Origin of the sequence: Lonsdalea britannica (assembly GCF_946477055.1) — a bacterium.
GTDB lineage: Bacteria > Pseudomonadota > Gammaproteobacteria > Enterobacterales > Enterobacteriaceae > Lonsdalea > Lonsdalea britannica_A.
This window is the reverse complement of the sequence record NZ_CAMKXG010000350.1, coordinates 1-2958: the sequence shown is the minus strand read 5'-3', so window position 1 is coordinate 2958 and position 2958 is coordinate 1. Positions and strand designations below refer to the sequence as shown.

The following is a 2958-nucleotide window of genomic DNA, read 5'->3' as shown; positions in this document are numbered from 1 at the left end:
GCCTACATTGAGCCGGAATCGATCATCGCCTGGCTCGATGATAACGAACAAATCATGACGCTCTCCGGGTCGGTGCAGAACGCCCACCGCGTCCGGGGCTTTGTGGCGAAATATCTGGGCCTGCCGCAGTCTCGCGTGAATGTGAAACGCGCCGTGATCGGCGGCTCCTTCGGCGGCAAAGACGACATTATCGATCATCTGGCGTGCCGCGCGGCGCTGTTAAGCCAGTTGACGGGCCGACCGGTTAAATTTACCTATAACCGCGAACAGTCGATGCGGGAGAGCTATAAACGCCACCCCTACAAGATGAAATACAAAATCGGGCTGGATGCCGAGGCGCGCATTCAGGCGATCAAGATCGATGTGCTGGCGGATGGCGGCAGCTATGCCGGACAGACCCCGTTTGTGACCTGGCGCAGCTCGGTGCAGGCGGCCGGGCCGTATCGCATTCCGAACGTGCGTGTCGATGTCACCGGCGTGTACACCAATAACAACTACACCTCGGCATTTCGCGGCTTCGGCGCGCCGCAGGTTATCCTCGCCAATGAATCGTTAATGGATGAAGTTGCGTCCCTGCTCGGGCTGTCGCCTCTGGCGCTGCGTCAGCGCAATATCCTGCAACAAGGGGACACCAGTATGGCGGGGCAGGTGTTCAGCGAACACACGGTTTCCGCCGAGGAGGTACTGTCAAAAGCGGCGAACAGCGTCGATTTTATGGCGAAACGCGAACGTTATAGCAAATTGAACGCGCTTGGCGGTCCCATCAAATACGGTATCGGACTGGCGCTGAGTCACCGGGGATGTTCGCTGGGCGCGGAAGGGCTGGATGCCTCCTCCGCGCTGATACAGATCAATGCGGATGGCAGCGTTAACCTCTCTACCGCCGTCTCGGAAAATGGTCAGGGGCTGCAAACGGTAATGTCGATGATTGCGGCGGAGGCCTTTGGCCTGCCGCTGTCGTGGATCATGTTTACCGATCCCGCCACGGCGATGATCGCCGACGGCGGCTCCACGGTAGCGTCACGCGGCACATTAATGGGCGGGCAGGCGGTGCTCAACGCCGCAGACAAGCTCAAACAGCGTATCGCAGAGGCGGTGGCGACGACGCTCGGCGCCTCCGGCGTCGATGCGCTGATGTGGCGCGATGGCAAGGTGTTCAACCGTGCGGATCTCAGCCGCCATATGGATTTTGGTCAGGCGGTCACGATGACGAAGGCTACCGGCGCCAATCTTTCCGCTTACGGCTGGCACGTGGCACCTTCCATCCACTGGGATGAGGAAAAGGGCTGCGGCAGCCCCTATTTCACCTGGGTATACGGATGTCAGGTGGCGGATGTCGCCGTCGATACGCGGACCGGCAAAGTCACGCTGCTGGATATTACGGCGGTGCATGATGTGGGGAAAGTGATCAATCGCGTCGGGTTCGAAGGGCAGGTCTACGGCGGCGTAGTGCAGGGGATGATCGGCTACGGCATGCTGGAGGATCTCAACATCGAAAACGGAGAGGTCAAATCTGAGAACTTCGATACCTATCTGCTGCCGACGATCCGCGATATCCCCAACATCAACGTCATTGCGGTGGAAAATCACGACAAGGCGGGGCCTTACGGGGCCAAAGTGATTGGCGAGCCGGTACTGGAGCTGGGCGGGGCGGCGCTCAACAATGCGGTCAGTTTCGCCGTGGGCCGCTGGAATCGCACGCTGCCGCTGACGCTGGAACAGGTGCGTCTGGGGTATAACCTGAAAAAACCGGCGCGCCAGAGCGAAGTTCAGGCGCATGACGGGGAGCATAAACAGGTGCTGCGGCTCAACACGCTGCAGGTCAGTCAGCCGTCGGATCTGGACCACGCGTTGTCGCTTTTGGCGCAGGAGGGCGCGCAGGCGCTGGCGGGCGGCACCGACGTGTTGGTGCAGGCGCGACTGAAAACGACGCCGGTGCGTCTGGTCAATATCTCCGGACTGCGCGAACTGCGCGGTATCGCCGAAGAGGGCGATGGCGTTAGCATCGGCGCGGGCACCTGCTTTACCGATCTGGTGGCCCATCCGCGCTTGATCCGCGATTACCCGCTGCTGGTGACCGCGTGCCGGACGGTGGGCTCGTTGCAGCTGCGCAACCGCGCGACGGTCGGGGGCAATATCGTCAATGCTGCGCCCTGTGCGGACTCCGTCCCGCCGCTCATGATTTATCAGGCGGACGTGGAGCTGCGATCCGCCGCTGAGCGCCGTCGGGTGCCGCTCGCCGCGTTTATCACCGGGGGTTACCGAACCCAGCTTCGCCCCGGCGAACTGCTCACCCGCATCATCCTGCCGAGCCCTCCCGAGGGCGAGCTGCGGCCGTTTTATCTGCAACTCGGGCGTCGGACCGCCGTCAACATCACCCGCCAAAGTCTGACGGCGTTGTTCCGTCTGGACGCCCGTGGGCGAATCGACCTGTGCCGTTTAGTGGATGGCGCGGTATTGGGCCAGCCCCAGCGACTCACTGTGGTAGAGCGGGCGCTGCTGGGGCATCGGCCAACGCCTGTGGTCATCGATCGCGCGGCGGCGGCGTTGGAAGCGCTGGTAACGCAGGCCATCGGCGGCCGCTGGTCGGCGCCATACAAAATCCCGGTTTATCTCGACATGTTTCGACAGGTGATGTCGGAACTGGCAGCGCAGGAGTAAGACATGATGGATGTGGAAATGAAAATTAACGGTATTCGGGTGCAGGCGAGCGTCGACGACAATACCCGCCTGCTGGACTACCTGCGGGACGACCGCCGCCTGACCGGGACGAAGGAAGGCTGCTCGGTCGGCGAGTGCGGCGCGTGTTCGGTCATCATGAACGGGCGGGCGGTGTGCTCTTGCCTGCTGCTGGTCGCTCAGTGCGACGGCGCGGAGATCACGACGGTGGAAGCGCTGCACCGCGACCCGGTGGGGGTCAAACTGCAACAGGCCTTTATCCGTCACGGAGGCGTCCAG

Annotated in this window: 2 protein-coding genes; both read left to right on the top strand. The window is 62.1% G+C overall.

Going from position 1 to position 2958, the window contains the following annotated elements; translation table 11 throughout:
• Positions 1–2661: molybdopterin cofactor-binding domain-containing protein (locus Q7O77_RS16500; protein WP_304169790.1), on the top strand; the 2661-nt coding region annotated here is incomplete at its 5' end.
• A gap of 3 nt (positions 2662–2664) precedes the next feature.
• On the top strand, positions 2665–2958 hold a 294-nt coding region (locus Q7O77_RS16495), incomplete at its 3' end, for a (2Fe-2S)-binding protein (RefSeq protein WP_304169789.1).